This window comes from Desulfobaculum senezii, assembly GCF_054657395.1.
This window is the reverse complement of record NZ_BAAHYU010000003.1, coordinates 600,335-617,306: the sequence shown is the minus strand read 5'-3', so window position 1 is coordinate 617,306 and position 16,972 is coordinate 600,335. Positions and strand designations below refer to the sequence as shown.

The following is a 16,972-nucleotide window of genomic DNA, read 5'->3' as shown; positions in this document are numbered from 1 at the left end:
CCACGCGTTGGCGAGTCTCAGTTACCGCGCCGCGTCTGCGCGGCTTCTGTACGGTTCATCCAGCGCAATAAGGTGCTCTGCGGCCTCCAAACACTCCCGGAAGGCCGGACGCGACCAGTCGCTGTTGGCAAGGTGCATCTGGCACCAACTGCGCAGGGGCAGCATCGCGGGGATGGAGGCCTTCCAGAAGCCTGCATCAAGGCGCGCGCCGTCCCGCAGTGCCGGACCAAGGTCGCGGCTAAAGCCCACAACGGACGCGGCCATAGCTTCGCGCACGCGCGGGGCCGCAGCGGCAAGCTCAGCATACGCACGCGCCGCTCGTCCGTCATCCCACGCCCCGAAGCGCTCGCCCCAAAAGGCCCGCCAAAAGCGGCTGACCAGCTCACGCGTGGTGGGCGTATGGTCCTTCAAAACCGGACGCAGGTCGTACAGGCCGTCCGCCGTATGCGCCGTGCGCAGCACCTCCAGCCCGGCAAAGCGCAGGCTGTCCAGCCTTGCGCCGCCGCGTGTGGCAATGCGGTGGGCAATGACCGCAATATCCCGCGCCCGCATGCCATCCTTGCAGCACGGGCCGGGCCGTGTGCATTCCCAGCATCCCACACAGCTCATGCGTCGGCGCACCACGTAGTGCCCGGGCTGATACGGGCCGGTCTCCCACGCGCTCACGTTGCCCATGGACAGATTCAGCGTCCGCAGGCCGCTCCACGCGGCAAGGTGCATCGGGCCGGTGTCCGGCGTGATAAGCAGTCCCATGGCCTGACCGGTGTAAACAAGCTCGGACAGCGACAGCGTTCCCGCAAGGTTCAAAAGCGTTGCGGGCAAGCCCTTGGCGACCTCCGCGGCAAGGGCCTTTTCCGCCGGACCGCCAAGCAGGATGGGGCGCATGCCCCGGTCCAGCAGATGGCGGGCAAGACGAATCCAAAACGCCGCGTCCGGACGCTTCAGCGCGTCGCTGGCACCAAGAAAGAGGCCAACCGTGCGCTGGGACTCGGGCGTCAGGGTCCGGGGGGCGGGCCAATGCGTGCTCCCCATCAGGGACGTCGGCACGCAGTCCAGCGCGTTCAGGTCCGCCCAATGGAAAAGATTGTGCCGGTTGCCGCCAACAAGCGTGGTCCGGTACAGCTGCCACGCCCCGCGTACATAGTGCGAGCCGTCCGCACTCTGCACGGGGCCAAGGGTCTCGTCGGCGCGCAGGTCATGGGCAAGGCGCGCGGCGCGGGCGTCGTAGCTGAGGTTGACCACCAGATGGAAGCTCTGCTGGCGCAAATGGCGCAGGGCCGCGTCATCCCAGCCAAAGTACACCACATTGGGACCAATGGGCATAATATGGCGCGAGAACATCTCCTCGGCGGCCACCCACACCGGATGACCGGGATACTGCCGCGACAGCCACAGCATGAGGGGAAAGGACATGACAAGGTCGCCCATGCGCAGGGTTTGCAGCACGAGGATTGGCTTTTTCTGCTCCGCCATGCCGCCCTACCCGTAGATGTCGCGCATGGCGGTAAAGAGCGCTTCGAGGCGGTGCTCGTAGGTATGTTCGGCAAGGATGCGCTTGCGGGCATTGGCGATAATGCGCTGGCGCTCCTCGGGATGCTCCAGATAGTAGGCGATGTGGTCCGTGGCTTCCTCCGGCGAGGCATAGGACGCGATTTCGCGCCCCGGCTCAAAGAGGGCGTCCATCTGGTCGCGCTGGTCCGTCAGGACAAAGGCTCCGGCGGCGGGCGCGTCAAAGATGCGCTGGTTCACCGCGCCCTTCATCTGCTTGCTGGTGCAGTTGAAGTTGACTTCGGAGAGGGGGTAAAAGTCCGGCAAATCGTCGTAGTAGCTGAGGGTATCGTGCCAGCGCCAGCCTTCACCCTCGTCGTCGAAGGTCCGCAGCCAGCCGTCGTCGCCCACGATGAGCGGATTGAACGGCAACGTCGCCGCGACGCAGGAGCGACGGTACTGCCGCGTGGCCTCCCACGTAATCATGGTCTCGTAGGTCAGGCGGTTTTCGTCGTCGGGCAAGGCGTCAAACACGGTGGCGAGGTCCGGATGCTGGGCGCGCAGGTACGCGCTGACGCTGCGCTCGTCGCTTTCGCCAAACCCTGCGGCCACCTTGCGGTAGCTGACCAGCAGCTCCCGCGGAAACTTGCCCGCCTTCATCCTGTGCCCCACCTTGTAGACCATGGAGTTGCCCACAAAGGACACGCGCGAGGCCCACTCATGCCCTGCGGGCAGGGGACGCTTTGGCGGAGTAAACCGGGTGGCGTCCGTCGCCAGCGGCAGATAGCGCACATGCTCAAAGCCCAGTTGCCGCAGGGAGGCAACATTGTCCGCATCCCACGTAAAGATGGCCGTCCAGTCGCTGACAAGGCGCTTGTACATGTAGAGGATAAGGTGCGGATTATCCACAAACCACGAGGCCAGCGGCAGCTTCAGCCGCTGCAGCAGGTCCACCAGCACGCCCTCGCGGTCCACGCCAAGGTGATTGATGGTGAACACAAAGTCCGGCTTGAACTCCACCACCACCTTGAGGAGCATCTTCACGAAGTCCGTGCAGCCCGTCTCGCTGGAGCCAATATTCAAAAAATAGTGCGGGGTGCCAAGGCGCTCGCTGGCGCGCACCAGTTCGCCCACAAGAAAATAATCGCTGGTGAGGTACAAAACGCGCGGCGGCCAGCTTTGGAACTTGGGGTAGTCCGCCTTGGCCCAAAAGTCATAGGACGCGCTGGCCTGCAGGCGCTCGGCCACCTCGCCGTAAAAGGCGCGGTCCAGCCGGCGGTAGGCAGGCAGGGGCAAGGGCGCGAGGGGCGCGCCGCCCTCCTGCATCTGCCAGCGGGTCAGTGCGCCAAGGGCGGTGTCCACGTCCGGGGCGTCTACCCACAGCACGCGGTCGTTCCCCGCGTACTGCGCGCGCAGGCCAGTGAGGTCCTGAATCGGCGCCTCGCGGTCCACCACGGCAACGGGGCCGTCCGTTGCGGCAAGCAGTCGCCGCAAGGCATAGCCCGCGCCACTGCCCACAAGGACAGGGAGCGAGCGCCCGCCGTCATAGGACGCGACAACGCGCTCCTCCATCTCGCGGGGGCTGCGGCCAAACAGGGAAAATTCACGGGAATCCTTTCGGATGCGGACATCGACAAGGGCCTCGCCGTCGCGGACGGCCTCGGCTGTGTAGAGCGGTTCCGAGTGGGGCATGGCTTACCAGGCTTCGTTATCAGGTCTGTGCAGGAGGAATTCGACGCGGCGGTTGCGCGCCCGGTCCTCGGCCCTGTCGTTGGGCACAAGGGGGCGCGTTCCGGCGTAGCCCACGGCCTTGAGCCGGCGGGGGGCCACGCCGCCCTTCTCCACCAGCCAGCGTAGTGCGGCTGCGGCGCGCGCCGAGGAGAGTTCCCAGTTGGAGGGGTAGATGGAGCCTGCTTCCTCGCGGTCATCGGTGTGCCCGCGGATAACACAGTTAAAGTTATGCTCCTTCATAATCTTCAAAACATTCTCAAGCATTTTTTCCGCGCCGGGGCGCAGTTCGGCCTTGCCCGGGGCAAAGAGAAAGGCCGTCTCCACACGCACCAGCACGCCCTCGCGCTCGGCAGTGACGCCGGTGGAGCGCTTCAGCTCGGTGTCGTCCTCAATCATGGCCCGCAGCTGCATGGTCAGGTCCAGCACCACGCGCTGCTCCTGATTGAGCTTGACGCCCTTACTCTCAAGCCGCGTTGGGGAATAGGCGGCAAAGGTTGCCTCGGGGCGCTTTTGCTGCACGCCGAAGGCGTCGCGGATGGAGCCCATCAGGGTGCGGAAGTTCGCAAGGTCCTGATTGGCAAAGGACAACATAAGCACGAAGAAGCACAGCAGCAGCGTCATCATGTCCGCAAAGGTCGCCAGCCATGCCGGCAACCCCTCTTCCTGCGGCTCTTCGTCCTTGCGTTTTGGTGCGTTTACAGCGTCGGCCATGGCGTCCTACTTATCGGCCCCGCGCATGGCGGGAGACAGGAAGGCAAGGAGCTTTTCGCGCACAATCTGCGGGTGCTCGCCGTGCAGGATGGATATCACGCCCTCCATGGCAATTTCCATGTACAGCGACTCCTCCTGCGAGCGCTCCTCCAGCTTTTTGGCAATGGGCAGAAAAATCACGTTGGCCAGCACCGCGCCATAGAAGGTCGTCAACAACGCAACCGCCATGGCCGGACCAATGGAGGCCGGGTCGGACAGATTCTGGAGCATCTTCACCAGACCGATAAGGGTACCAATCATACCAAAGGCCGGAGCCATGGTGCCCATCCCCTTAAACACGCCCTGCCCCTGCCTGTGGCGCTGCTTCATGAAGGAAATTTCGGTATCCATCACCGCGCGGACAAGGGACTCCTCGGTGCCGTCGGCCACCAGCAGGATGCCCTTTTTGATAAATTCATCCTCGATGGCTACTTTTTCCAGCGCCACAAGGGATTCCTTACGCGCCTTTTCCGCCAGCATGACCAACTGGTCAATCATGGCCGACGCGTCGGAACTTTTGGCAAAAAAGGCCTTCATAGCCACCTTGAAGGAGCCAAAGACGACCTTCATGGGGAACATGATGAACGCCGTCGCCATGGTACCACCCACAACGACCAGCACGGACGGCACGTCGAGGAAGCCGCCGATTGCGCCGCCCCCAAACATGATAGAGCCGACGATGAGGCCCATACCGGCCAGAAGTCCAAGAAGAGTTCCTATATCCATTGATGATCAGACCTTATTTCTGCAATGCTGGCGATTCGACGATCACTTCATAGTCCCGGTACCGAAAGCACACATTTTCCATATAATCACGAACCACGTACCGCGCCTCGCCGATGTTGATTTCCACCCCCGGACGCACGCGGCCGGGCACAAGCACCCGGCACGACTCCAGGTTGCGCACCTTGTTGATGTCGTTCCACACGGCGCGGTGGCGCTCCTTGAGCCGTTCGAGCTTATCTTCCTGCTTGGCAAGTTCGGGGAACGTGCCGCTGCGCAGGTTATGGCGTTTTTTGAGCTTGAGGCGGCTTTCCTCAATGCTGGCGTTCAGGGCGATGATTTTCTGCCGCAGCACGTTCACCCTGTGCAGCAGCGCGGCGTCGTACCCCACAATAAGCACCGTTTCCGTGGACAGACCGCCACCAAGCTGGTCCTCCACATAGATGATGCGCGAGCTGACAGCCTTGCCGCCAACAAGCATGCCCTTCACCGCAAGCTGCCCCACGGAGTAGACGTCGCTGTGCATACACGCGCCGTCCACCAGCAGGCACTTGCCGGCAAGGATTTGGGCGTTCTCCACAAAGGCTGCGCGCACATTGTTCTTGGCCCGCAGCACAGCCTTGCCGCCGCCTTTGATGCCCGTCTCGGCGACTATGGAATTCTCCGCGCGGATGCTGGCCCCCTCCACAATGTCCTTCACCATGACGTTGACGCCTTGCACGCCAAAGCCCGAACGCACACTGCCATGCACGATAACATTGCCGAGGAAGAAAATCTTGCCTGTGTGGAAATCAACGTCACGGCGCACATTAAGGGTGCGCTTTACGGTGATGAAGCCGTCCATGTAAAAGACGTAACCATCCGCCGCCGCAAGCAGTCTGTCCGGGTTCTCCGGATCGACGACGGTGTTTTTTCCGGCGGGAAAAACCTTCTCATCGTACACGCATTGGATGACGCCCGAGTCGTCGTCCAGCGGCTCGTCGCACCACTCGGCAAGCAGGTCTCCGGTGCGGACGTTTTGCACGTAGCCAAGGTTGTAGAAATCCACATTGCCGTCGGAAAGCTGCCGTGGCTTCAAATTCTGATAGTCGAATGTTGGGTCGAAATGATGCAGCAAATAGTACGGCATAGGCGTTGCCTGTTGGTTCCGGTGTCGCTAGATGGTCAGTGCCGCAAGTTCCTCGTCGCTTCGCAGAATCTTGAAGTAGCGTTTCAGCTGAACAAGTTCCAGTGTTTTCAGCACCTGAGCGCCCGGACGCAGCAGGTAGAAGGACTTGTCCTGCTCCTCAATGCGGGTGGACAGCGCCACCAAAAAACCAATGCCGGAGCTGTCGATAAACCGCACCTCCGACAGGTCCAGCACAAGGAAGCTGTACCCGCCACCACCAAGTTCGGCCTCAATGCGTTCCCGCAGGCGCGGCGTCACATCAAGGGTAATCTCGCCGAAACAGGTCACCAGCACGGCCTTGTTGCGTTTTTCTATCTGTAGGTTTTCCATGCGTCCTTCCCTATGGTTTTCCTCAGCGTCACAAGGGTCTTGCCCGGACCGGAGCAAATGCGCACCTCGTCCATGACCTTGCGCATAATGTACAGTCCCCGTCCGCATTCGGCCTGCGGCTGTGGCACGTCCTCCTTGGCGGACGGCTCAAATCCTTGGCCGGTGTCGATCACGTCCATCTCCACGGCGGAGCCATGGTCTATACGCACACTCACGGCAACCCCCTCCGGCTCGGTGCCGGAGTAGGCGTGCTCCACCACGTTGGCGCAGGCCTCGGTCAGCGCCAATTCCATATCATACAACAGACTGCCGTCATGCAAAACAGCGGCAAGCTCCTGCATGGCATCCTTCACCAACGCCCGCGAGGCCTCAGGATTCGCGCTGCAGGTGAACAATTTCTCCTTGCCGTGCACGCCAAACTCCACCCACAGGGCGGTGGCGTCGTCGCGCCATGTGGCGGCGTTGCCGCTGCGGCGCGCTATCTGCGCCTGCAATAGTTCCGGCACATCGCCACGCATGCACGTGACGTACCGGACCACATCGCGAAAGGCGTCAAAATCAAAAAACCCGCCATCCAGCTGCTCAAAGTCATAAAACCCGTCTGTGTAGAGCAGCAGGCCACCGGAAGGCGGCAAATCCCGGCGCGTCTCGGCAAAGGGCATAGTACGGAAAAAGCCAAGAACGCTGGCCGTGGCGGGCAACTCGTCAACATTGTCGCCGTGGCGCAAAAATGCCGGACAATGTCCGGCGTTGATATAGGACAGCGACTGCCCCTCCACATCAAGGTCCACGGCCAAAACCGTGACGAAATCCTCTTCGCTGCCGATGATGTCGCACAGGTGGCGGTTAATCTGCTCGAAGGTGTCCTCCAGCGTCATCCCGCTCTCGCGCGAAACGCGAAACAGCGTGCGCACAATGCCCATGATAAACGCCGCACGCGCGCCATGCCCCGACACATCCGCCACCACCACGCGCAACAGGCCGTCGTGGGTGGTAAAGTAGTCAAAATAATCGCCACTGGCGCGGCCAGAGGGGCGGTACACATTGGAGACGTGCACCCCGGGCAGGTCCGCGCAGGCGGCGCAATGTGCGGTGGAATCGCCCTGCGGCAGCAGACGCTCCTGCAGGGACGCCACGTGGGCGATTTCGCGCCCCATTTCATCACGCGCGCGGCGCAGGCGGCGCGTCAGGCGCACTTGCCGCGCGCCAACGCCCACGCGGGCCAAAAGCTCGGCGCGGTCAAAGGGCTTGTACAAAAAGTCGTTGGCGCCGGAACCAAAGGCCCGCATCTTACTTTCCGGCGCCTTGGCCGAGGTCATCATGGTGATGTTGACCTCGTCGTCGCCGTAGGTTTCGCGGATGCGGCGGATAACCCCAAACCCATCAAGGCGAGGCATATTCATGTCCAGCAGGATGATGTGCGGACGAAACGCGGTGTAGCGCACAAGGCCTTCCACGCCATCGGCGGCCACCTCTACGGCGTAGGCGAAGTTCGCCAGCATCTCGCGCAGCGAGGTTCGCAGGTCCTCCTCATCCTCAATGACGAGGACGCGTATGGCATCACCACCGGTATGTTCGTCCAATGCGGCCTCCCGGACCGTCTCTAAAACTCCTCGCTGTCCAGCAAAATGGTCACCGGTCCCCAGTTGGTCAGGCTCACGTCCATCATGGCGCCAAAGCGGCCCTCCTGCACTTTGCCGGGGAGCATGCCGCGCACATCGGACACAAGTCGCTCATACAACTGTAGGGCATTATCACCCTGCGCCGCAAGGTGAAACGACGGACGGCGGCCCTTGCGGCAATCGGCGTACAGGGTAAACTGCGACACCAGCAAAATCTCGCCCCCATAGTCACGCAGGGACAGGTTCAGCTTGTCCGCCTCGTCGGGGAAGATGCGCAGGTCCAGCATTTTGCCGAGCATGGTCTTCCAGGTACGCGTCCCCGGCAGGTCCGGGCCGTCGTCGCGGCTGAGGCCAACAAGGGCCAGCAGGCCTTCGCCAATCTCGCCCACGGTCTCGCCATCCACGACCACGCTGGCGTTTCGCACACGTTGCAGATGCAGGCGCATGGCTACTCCTCGAAGTACGTCGCGGACTGGGCGGGCTTTTCGCTGACGGTGATGCTCTTCATGCACACGCCGCTGCCCTCAAGGCGCTGCTCCATCTCCTTGTAGATAAAGCGGGCGATGTTCTCCGAGGACGGATTGTGCTCGGTAAACGCCGGATGCTCGTTCAGGTGGCAATGGTCCAGCCCGGAAAGGATGTCCTTCAGCATGGTCTTGAGCACCTTGAAGTCGATGAGCATTTCAGTCTTGGGCTGCAGAGCGCCGCCTTCCACAACGGCCTCAACGCCAAAGTTGTGGCCGTGCATACGCTCGCACTTGCCTTCATAGTGGCGGAGCTGATGGGCCGCGGCAAAGTCCGTGCGCACGGTCAGGCGCCACTTGCCAGTTTTCTGCGTCGTCATATCGTCTGGTTCCTTTTTCTCGTCGTCGGGAGTGCCGGGCTACAGCGCCTCGACATCCTTCCAAAATTCACGGGTGGGCGTCACACTGTACTTGGGACCCAGCTGAAGCTTGCACTCGTACTGGTCCACGCGCAGCAGCATCTGCACAGGGATGCGCCCGGTGTGCTGCGCCAGCACGTCCTTCAGGCGCTTGCGGCCATCCTCGGTAAGGCGTTCGGCCTCCATGACCAGCATCACAGGCTCCTGATTGCCCGCCAAGGCGTCGGCAAGGAGCTTGACCTCATCAAGGATAAGCTTGGCGCGCTTGGGCACGCCTTCCTCTTCCTGCGGGCCGCCGTCGCGGTCACTGACCTTGCCGATGAAGAGAAGCGGCTGCTCGGAGTCCAGCATTTCGCGGTTTTTGGCGTAGGCCTCGGGGAAGACCACGGCCTCGCCCGAACCGGTCAGGTCCTCCACCTCCAAAAAGGCCATCTTGCCGCCCTTTTGGGTAATGTGTTCCTTGCGGCCCGTTACCAAAAACGCCGTGCGCACTTCCGCGCCGGGACCATAATCCGCCACCTGAAGCAGGCTAGGCAGGCGCATGCGCGCAAGCTCATGGCGGAAGGAAAGCAGCGGATGGCTGGACAGATAGAGGCCGAGGGCGTCCTTTTCCAGCTTCAGCTTTTCATCGTCGGGCCATTCCTCAATGGGCGGGCCGTCGGTATGGATGCCCGTTCCGGGCAGGGCGGGCATTTCCATGCCAGCCACAGCCATCAGGGACATCTGGCCGGAGTTCTTGTCCTTGGCCTTTTTCTGCGCCACGGAGACCACCCGGTCCAGCGCGTCCATAAGACCCGCGCGCGGCACGTCAAAGCCGTCCATGGCGCCGGCCTTGATGAGATTCTCCAGCACGCGCTTGGTGACCTTGCGCAGATTCACCCGCTCGCACAGGTCCAGCATGCTCTTGAAGGGGCCACCCTCCTGACGGGCGTCCACAATCTCGCGGATGGCTTCGTCGCCAACGTTCTTGATGCCCGCCAGACCGTACCGCACCTGCCCGTCGGCCGGCACGGTAAAGTGGCGCATGGAGCTGTTCACGTCCGGCGGCAGCACCTCAATTTCCATATCACGGCACGAGGCGATGTATTTCAGCACCTTGTCCGTGTTGTTCACTTCCGAGGTAATCATGGCGGCCATGAATTCCGTCGGGTAGTGCGCCTTGAGGTAGGCCGTGTGGTAGGAAATGAGCGCATAGGCCGCGGAGTGCGACTTGTTGAAGCCGTAGGCCGCGAACATTTCCATCAGGTCAAAGATTTCGGTGGCCTTCTCGGCGGAAACGCCCTTTTCCAGCGCGCCCTTGTTGAAGATTTCGCGCTGTTCGGCCATGGCTTCGGCGTTCTTTTTACCCATGGCGCGGCGGAGCAGGTCAGCGCCGCCAAGGGTGTAGCCGGCAACCACCTGCGCAATCTTCATGACCTGTTCCTGATAGACGATGACGCCGTAGGTATCCTGCAGCACCGGCTCCAGCTCCGGCAGCGGATACACGACCTCCACCTCGCCGTGCTTACGCTTGATGAACTCCTCAACCATGCCGGAACTCAGCGGTCCCGGACGGTACAGGGCGAGCATGGCGATAACGTCCTCAAAACAGCTGGGCTTTAGCATACGCAGGTACTTGCGCATGCCGTCGGATTCCACCTGAAAAATGCCGTCCGTGTCGCCGCGGGCGTACAGGTCAAAGGTCTCCTGGTCATCAAGGCCCAGGGTATCAAGGTCCGGCGGCTCCTTGCCGCGCTCGGCAATGATGTCCACGGCGTCCTGAATCACCGTCATGGTGCGCAGACCAAGGAAGTCGAACTTCACAAGGCCCACCTTTTCGACATTTTTCATGTCGAACTGGGCCACAACTTCGCCCTTTTTGCCCTTGTACACCGGCAGATAGTCCCACATGGGTCCGTCGGAGATAACCACGCCCGCCGCGTGGGTGGACGCGTGGCGGTGCATGCCCTCAAGGCGGCGCGAAATGTCAATGAGCTTGGCAACGCGGGAGTCGTTCTCCATGCGTTCCGGCAGCTCCGGCTCCATGTCCAGCGCCTTGTCGATGGTCATCTTGAGGTCTTCGGGGATGAGCTTGGCGATCTCGTTGACCTCGGGGAAGGACAGGCCAAGGGCGCGGCCCACGTCGCGGATGACGGCCTTGGCCTTCATGGTGCCGAAGGTGGTAATCTGCGCCACAGCGTCGTGGCCGTACTTGTCGCCCACGTACTTGATGACCTCGCCGCGCCGGCGTTCGCAGAAGTCCACGTCGATATCAGGCATGGACACGCGCTCGATGTTCAAGAAGCGCTCGAACAGCAAATTGTACGGCATGGGGTCAAGGTTGGTGATGCGCAGGGCGTAGGCCACAATGGACCCCGCCGCCGACCCACGGCCCGGCCCAACGGGAATGCGGTTGCGCTTGGCCCAGTTGATAAAGTCCTGCACGATGAGGAAGTAGCCGGGGAAGCCCATCTCCATGATGACGCCCAGCTCCATCTCAAGGCGGTCCCAATAGACCTTCTCGTCCACCTCGTAGGGCAGGTTCTCCAGACGCTCGCGCAGGCCGTCGCGCGCCATGTCGCACATCTGGTCGTCCAGACTCTTGCCGGGCGGCACATCGTACACGGGGAAGAAGTACTTGCCCATGCGGATTTCCACGTTGCACTGCTCGGCAATGCGCACCGTATTTTCAATGGCCTCCGGACAGTCCGCAAAGGCGGCCTTCATCTCGGACGGCGGACGGAAATACAGCTTGTCCGTGTTGATGCGCATGCGCTTTTCATCGCTGACGCAGGCGTTGGTCTGCACGCACAGCAGGATGTCGTGCGCCTCGTGGTCCTGCGCAGTGAGGTAGTGGCAGTCGTTGGTGGCCACCAGCGGTAGCTTGGTGTGCCCTGCCAACTCGCGCAGCAGGGTGTTGGCGTGGTCCTGCTCTTTCAGGCCATTGGCCTGAAGCTCAATATAAAAGCGGTTGGGGAAAATGTTTTCGTACAGCTGCGCCGTTTCGATGGCCTTGTCCATGCCCTCGTGGAGCACATGCTGGACCACCTCGCCCTGCAGGCAGGCGGACAGGGCGATGATGCCCTCGCTGTACTTTTTGAGGATTTCATGGCTGACGCGGGGCTTGTAATAAAAGCCGCGCAGGTAGCCCTCGGAGACGATTTTGGACAGATTGTGATAGCCCACAAGGTTCTGCGCAAGGAGCACCAAGTGGTAGCGCTTCTTCGCGTCCGCCCCTTCGACATTGGTGTGCGGCCCCTTGGAGACATAGACCTCACAGCCAATGATGGGCTTCACACCCTTTTTTTTGGCTTCCTGAAAAAACTTGGCGGCGGCGAACATGTTGCCGTGGTCGGTCACCGCGGCGGCGGGCATACCAAACTCTATGGCCTTGGAGCACAAGTCGCCGAGGCGTATGGCGCCATCAAGAAGACTGAACTCCGTGTGGCAATGCAAATGGACGAAATCGGACATCGATATATGTATCTCTGAAAATTTGTGATCGTTGGTGGATTGTGTACGGCCATGAGGTAGCAGAAAACGCCCCCGGCAACAAACACCCGCTTTGCCGGGGCGTTACTGGACACCCCTCCTTTTTCACCATTGAATTCAAGCCATTACAGCGGCGCACCCCGCCGCGCCAATTCCGCGCCGTGCAATTTTCCATACCCCGCCAACGCCTGCTGCGCACGGCTTTTCGCCCTTGGGCGGGCTTGCGCCTTGCCTTCGGGCCGTGGCTTTGTCATTGTGGAGGCTGGAACACGCCCCCCTGCCCTCGTCACGTTGCCTCCTCCCCTCGCTCACGGCGGTTCCCCTTTCACCTTTCAGCAAGGGGCAATAATGCGCGGCATTTTCATCATTTTGTGCCTTTTGGCCTTGTTTCTTCCCACCGCGCATGCCCGCGCCCATGACTCCGTCCGCATCGGCGTTATTCTTGCCAAAACAGGGCAAGCCGCCATCAGCAACTTGCCCAGCTTTGGCGCGCTGCGCTTCGGGGTGGCCCGCATCAACGCCGCAGGCGGCGTACTGGGCCGCCCTGTGGAATTGGTTGAGCTGGACAATCAGAGTACGTCCATTGGCTCCGTCCTTATGGCAGAGCAAGCCATTTTGACCGATGTCGCAGCCGTTATAGGGCCATCGTGGAGCTCGCACGCCCTTGCCGCCGCGCAAATCCTCCAGCGGGCGGAGATTCCCATGGTGGCGACCTCCGCCACGGCAGACGCCGTTACGCAAACCGGGGATTTCATCTTCCGCGCCTGCTTTACGGACGCCTTTCAGGGACGCGTTGCCGCGCGTTTTGCCCTTGAGGACCTTGGCGCAAGACGCGCGGCCCTCCTCGTCAATGTGAGCAACGCCTACAGCATCGGCCTTGCCAAGTCCTTTGGCGCCAACTTTCTGCATGGCGGCGGCTCCATCATCTACACCGGCGAGTACCATTCCTCCACCCGCAATTTTACCCCACAGCTCTCGGCGCTCAACGCCACAGAAGCCGACGTCATCTTTATGCCCGGCTATCCCCGCGACTCGGCGGCGGCCATCGCCCAGGCCGCACGCATGGGCATCACCAAAATATTCCTTGGCGGCGACTCGTGGGGACCGATGTATAAATTGCCGCTGGAGTTCGACAACACCATCACGGCCTACTGCATCTCCCATTGGCACGCCGACGCTCCCATCCCCCAAAGCAAGACCTTCATAAAGGCCTATGCCGCATCGCCCTACGCGCCGCACGGCACCGAACTGGAAGCCGGAAACGTTCTCGCTTACGACACGCTCAACCTGCTGGTCCGCGCTATCGGGCGGGCCGGAAGCACCGACCCCAAGGCCGTGCGCGACGCCCTTGCCGCCACCACGGACTTTGTCGGCGTCACCGGACGCTTTGACTACATGGAGGACGGCAGCCCCCACAAGGACGCCGTCGTCCTTGAACTGACTCCAACACGCCTCATCTACAAGAAAACGCTCTCCGGCTTTGACGGGGCGCCCCAGTAGTCCCCGCCACGCAGCCGGGGACTCTCAAACGATTCGTAACCAGAGGAACACCCTGATGCGCTCTCTGTGTATTTGGTTCGTCTTCCTGACGCTCTCCTGCCCCGCCTTTGCCGCGCAGGACGGCCCCATTTTGCTGGGCGCGGTGTTCGCCAAGACGGGCCTTGCCGCCAATCCCAATGTCCAAAACTACACCCTTGCTCGATTTGCCGTAGAAGAAATCAACGACCAAGGCGGCCTGCTTGGCCGACGCGTTGTTCTGCTGGAATATGACAACCGCAGCTCCGCCCTTGGTGCCCGCGCCGCGGCAGAGCGCGCCATACAGGACGGCGTCTGCGCCGTGGTGGGGCCGTTTTGGAGCTCACAAGCCTACGCCATGGCCCGCGTGCTGCAAAAGGCCGGGGTGCCCATGATTGCCGCAGCCGCCACCAGCGACGGAATATCGCGCATTGGCGACTTTATTTTTCAGGCAGGTTTTTTGGACAGCTTCCAGGCCGCCCTTGCCGCCGATGTCGCCCGTACCACCCTTGGGGCAAAAACAGCCGCCATTCTCACCAATATCAGCACGCCCTACAGCACCGGCATGGCGGAGCACTTCAGCGCCCAATTCAAGCGCGCCGGAGGACGTATCGTCCACCGCGGTGAATACCTCATGGATACGGCGAATTTTTCCGCACAGCTTAAGGCAATCAAAGCCCACCACCCTGACATTGTCTTCGTCCCCGGCCACTCCCGCGATGCGGCCCTTATCCTTAACCAGGCCGAAGGCATGGGCCTTACCGCCACCTTCATCGGCGGGGATGGCTGGTCCAACCTCTTTCAATCAAGCACCTTCAGCACGGACCTTTCCCGGCGGCATTATTTTATCTCGCACTGGCATCCACAGGTGCCCATTCCGGCCAGCCGCGCCATGCTGGCGCGCTTTACCGCCGCGCGAGGTGCGGAGGCCGCCGCCCGCATCAACGGCGCCCACATCATCACCTATGACGCCGTGGGCCTGTTTGCCGATGCCGTCCGCCGCGCCGGCAGCTGCAACCCCGCCGCCATCCGCACAGCCCTCGCCTCCACCATCGCCTACCCCGGGGCCACCGGGCCCATCACCTTCAGCAGCCACGGCAGCCCTATCAAAGGCGCCGTTCTGCTTGGCGTGGGGCGCAATAAAACGATAGAGTACATAAAGAGTATTCCCCCCAGAAAACCCTGAGCACACCGGACCAATCCATGCGGCTGACGTTAAAGAACAAACTCAACATCACCATCGCCGCCACCGTGGTCTTCATCGCTGTGGTCTCCACAGCCGTGCTCACCGACCTCAACAACAAACGCATCGCCACCACCATCGAAAACGTCAGCCTGCTGCTGGAAACCCTCGTCCAGCGCGACCTCGAACCCCTCGCCAACGAACTTTTTGAAGGCCGCATCCGGGCGCTGGACCTGCGCATCAACCAAATTCTTGATGTACCGGGAATGCTGGAGGTCTCCATCTTCGATGCGTCCGGGCAGCTTCTTGTCAGCACGCACCAACCCGAACGCAGCGGCGTGAACAAGCTGCCCGCCGAGGACCTTATCAAGGTTCAAAACAGCGCCATCACCCGCCGCACGCAGTGGCAGGACACCAGCGCACTGTACTTTGCGCGCGATATCCGCATCATTGGCACCAGCCTTGGCGTCATCGCGCTCACCTACTCCCTGCAGGAGGTGGAAACCGCCCTTGCCGCCGCGCACCGCAACATCCTGCTCCTCATCTCCGGCATTTTGATTGTGATGGTTATCGTCCTCAACCTCAGCATGATCCGCACCATCATCCACCCCATCCACGACCTGCGCGACGCCATTGACGAAACGCGCCGGGGCGACTTTAGCCACCGTGTCGCCATCACCAGCAACGATGAAATCGGCGAGCTGGGCACGGCGTTCAACCATATGTCCGACCAACTTGCGGCCTCGTACGAAGAAATCGACGCCAAAAACTCCGAACTGCGCGAGCGCAACGCCGCCCTGCGCAACGAAATAGCCGACCGCCGCAAGGCCGAGCAGGAAGCAAAACGCCTGCAACAGCGCCTGACCAGCGTCTTTGACTCCATGCCCTCCATCCTCGTCAGCGTGACGCCAGAGGGCGTCGTCAACCAGTGGAACCGCCGCGCCACGGACGACACAGGCCTCTCCCCCATACAGGCCATCGGCTCCCCCCTTGCCGAAGTGCTCCCCCGCCTTGCGCCAGAGATGAGCAACGTCCTTGCCGCCATCAACGAAGGGTCGCCCTATGTCATGCGCCGTCGCCCCCACACCGTGGATGGCGAAGAATGCTACGAGGATATCGCCATCTATCCCCTGCTCTCCAGCCGCGAGGCCGGCGCGGTCATCCGCGTGGACGACGTCACAGACCGCGTCCGCATTGAGGAAATGATGATTCAGACGGAGAAGATGCTCTCCGTTGGCGGCTTGGCCGCAGGCATGGCGCACGAAATCAACAATCCCCTTGGGGCCATCCTCCAAGGCGTGCAAAACGTCGAGCGCCGCCTGTCGCCGGACCTGCCCGCCAACATCCGCGCGGCGGACGAATCCGGAACCACGCTGGACACCGTGCGCGAGTATATGGAGCGCCGCAAAATCTTCCGCATGCTCACCGGCATCCGCGATGCAGGCAAGCGCGCGGCGCGCATCGTCTCCAACATGTTGGACTTCAGCCGGAAGAGCGAATCGCGCATGCTCCCCGCACGGCTGGAGGACATCGTCGCCGACACCATCGAGCTTGCCGCCAACGACTACGACATGAAAAAAAAGTACGACTTCCGCAAAGTGGACATCGTGCGCGAGCACGCCGACGGCCTGCCCGACGTGGTCTGCATCCGCACCGAAATCGAGCAGGTTCTGCTGAACATACTGCGCAACGCCACACAGGCCATGGCCATCCACGGCACAAACGGCGCGCCGCCCCAAATTACCGTGCGCACAAAAAAGGAACGCACCATGGCCGTCATCGAGGTGCAGGATAACGGCCCCGGCATGGACACCGCCCTGCAAAAGCGCATCTTTGAGCCGTTCTACACGACCAAGCCCCCGGGTGTGGGCACAGGCCTTGGCCTGTCCGTATCGTACTTCATCATCACCCAGAACCACGGCGGCGAATTCCACGTGCGCTCCGAACCCGGCCACGGCGCCTGTTTCATCATCCGCCTGCCCCTTGGCGAGCGCCAAACCGGCGAAGGCAACCTTGCCCACCGGGCCTAGCCCGTCCCCCCCCGCATCGGCGCGCCTTCTCAAATCTTGAATCTTTTGTCGTTTTAACGCACCGCCCCGTCCCACAAA

The 16,972-nt window shown here is 61.8% G+C and carries 13 protein-coding genes; 3 read left to right on the top strand and 10 right to left on the bottom strand.

All coding sequences use genetic code 11. The annotated features are described in order from the left end of the window. Positions 1 to 21 precede the first annotated feature (21 nt). The 10 genes from ACYQ2T_RS11825 to dnaE are packed head-to-tail and all read right to left on the bottom strand — an operon-like array spanning position 22 to position 12,148. Positions 22 to 1,473, bottom strand: a complete 1,452-nt coding sequence (locus ACYQ2T_RS11825; RefSeq protein ID WP_459900789.1) for a glycosyltransferase family 9 protein — start codon at positions 1,471 to 1,473, stop codon at positions 22 to 24. 6 nt (positions 1,474 to 1,479) lie between these two features. Then, positions 1,480 to 3,180, bottom strand: a complete 1,701-nt coding sequence (locus ACYQ2T_RS11820) for a CgeB family protein (RefSeq protein WP_459900788.1) — start codon at positions 3,178 to 3,180, stop codon at positions 1,480 to 1,482. A 3-nt stretch (positions 3,181 to 3,183) separates the two neighbouring features. Beyond that, entirely contained in the window at positions 3,184 to 3,930 is a 747-nt protein-coding gene (locus ACYQ2T_RS11815) for an OmpA family protein (RefSeq protein WP_459900786.1), read from the bottom strand. A gap of 6 nt (positions 3,931 to 3,936) precedes the next feature. After that, the gene (locus ACYQ2T_RS11810) at positions 3,937 to 4,695 is read right to left on the bottom strand and encodes a motility protein A (RefSeq protein ID WP_404843602.1); all 759 of its coding nucleotides are present in this window, start codon (positions 4,693 to 4,695) and stop codon (positions 3,937 to 3,939) included. Between the two features lie 13 nt (positions 4,696 to 4,708). Further along, complete coding sequence (locus tag ACYQ2T_RS11805; RefSeq protein WP_459900785.1) at positions 4,709 to 5,821, bottom strand: flagellar assembly protein A; 1,113 nt, start codon at positions 5,819 to 5,821, stop codon at positions 4,709 to 4,711. Between the two features lie 27 nt (positions 5,822 to 5,848). Then, a complete protein-coding gene (locus ACYQ2T_RS11800; RefSeq protein ID WP_459900784.1) occupies positions 5,849 to 6,190 on the bottom strand; it encodes an STAS domain-containing protein in 342 nt (113 codons plus the stop codon). After that, the gene (locus ACYQ2T_RS11795) at positions 6,172 to 7,773 is read right to left on the bottom strand and encodes an ATP-binding SpoIIE family protein phosphatase (RefSeq protein WP_459900783.1); all 1,602 of its coding nucleotides are present in this window, start codon (positions 7,771 to 7,773) and stop codon (positions 6,172 to 6,174) included. Before ACYQ2T_RS11795 ends, ACYQ2T_RS11800 begins: the two co-directional genes overlap by 19 nt. Before the next feature lie 20 nt (positions 7,774 to 7,793). Then, positions 7,794 to 8,258 carry a D-aminoacyl-tRNA deacylase gene (gene dtd / locus ACYQ2T_RS11790; RefSeq protein WP_459900782.1) on the bottom strand — a complete coding sequence of 155 codons (465 nt, stop codon included), beginning with the start codon at positions 8,256 to 8,258 and terminating at the stop codon, positions 7,794 to 7,796. A gap of 2 nt (positions 8,259 to 8,260) precedes the next feature. Further along, complete coding sequence (queD, locus tag ACYQ2T_RS11785; RefSeq protein WP_459900780.1) at positions 8,261 to 8,656, bottom strand: 6-carboxytetrahydropterin synthase QueD; 396 nt, start codon at positions 8,654 to 8,656, stop codon at positions 8,261 to 8,263. A gap of 39 nt (positions 8,657 to 8,695) precedes the next feature. Continuing rightward, on the bottom strand, positions 8,696 to 12,148 hold the full coding sequence (dnaE, locus tag ACYQ2T_RS11780) for a DNA polymerase III subunit alpha (RefSeq protein ID WP_459900779.1): 3,453 nt from the start codon (positions 12,146 to 12,148) through the stop codon (positions 8,696 to 8,698). A 366-nt stretch (positions 12,149 to 12,514) separates the two neighbouring features. On the opposite strand from dnaE, the gene ACYQ2T_RS11775 reads away from it, so the two are divergent. From ACYQ2T_RS11775 to ACYQ2T_RS11765, 3 genes are read left to right on the top strand one after another with little or no spacing between them, the layout of a single operon-like run. Continuing rightward, complete coding sequence (locus ACYQ2T_RS11775) at positions 12,515 to 13,666, top strand: ABC transporter substrate-binding protein (RefSeq protein ID WP_459900778.1); 1,152 nt, start codon at positions 12,515 to 12,517, stop codon at positions 13,664 to 13,666. Positions 13,667 to 13,721: 55 nt separating this feature from the next. Next, positions 13,722 to 14,867 (top strand): ABC transporter substrate-binding protein, encoded by a 1,146-nt coding sequence (locus ACYQ2T_RS11770; RefSeq protein WP_459900777.1) that lies wholly within the window; start codon positions 13,722 to 13,724, stop codon positions 14,865 to 14,867. Between the two features lie 17 nt (positions 14,868 to 14,884). Beyond that, the gene (locus tag ACYQ2T_RS11765) at positions 14,885 to 16,894 is read left to right on the top strand and encodes an ATP-binding protein (RefSeq protein WP_459900775.1); all 2,010 of its coding nucleotides are present in this window, start codon (positions 14,885 to 14,887) and stop codon (positions 16,892 to 16,894) included. Positions 16,895 to 16,972 lie beyond the last annotated feature (78 nt).